Raw genomic sequence first — 392 nt, 5'->3', positions numbered from 1 at the left:
GCGAGTTTCCTTAATAAACCTCTTGAGGTCCCCTTCAGATACAGCAAAATAGCACCGTTAGCAGCATCATATCTGTTTTGCCGAGTTATGATCCTTCTGTCTAAGATAGTCGCAAGAAAATTCAACCAGTTAGTTATCTGGCACATTCCACCAGTGGCTACAACATCTGATATCTCTCCTAAGTCTTTAGTCTGTCTTGAAACTGTCTCGAACGCCCTTCTCAAATTGAAAGCAAGCCCTTCCAAGATCGCCTTGGTTGCTTCAATGATATTTGTGGTCCCAGAAAGGTTAAGAAGTGCACCAGTTCGACCCGGGATCCATCGCGGTGAACGCATACCGTGAACTGTGGGTATGAAAATGGGTCTAACACTCGCTGGAAGGGAATAACTAGG

Annotated in this window: 1 protein-coding gene; it reads right to left on the bottom strand. The window is 45.2% G+C overall.

Annotated features, from left to right (window positions below; all coding sequences use genetic code 11):
- The coding region (locus QMD82_08260; GenBank protein MDI6851909.1) for an FGGY-family carbohydrate kinase at positions 1–335 on the bottom strand (335 nt) is incomplete at its 3' end.
- Positions 336–392 lie beyond the last annotated feature (57 nt).

Source organism: bacterium, from assembly GCA_030019025.1.
Taxonomy (GTDB): Bacteria; Hydrothermota; Hydrothermia; order UBA1063; family UBA1063; genus UBA1063.
This window is presented reverse-complemented; position numbering and strand designations above follow the sequence as displayed.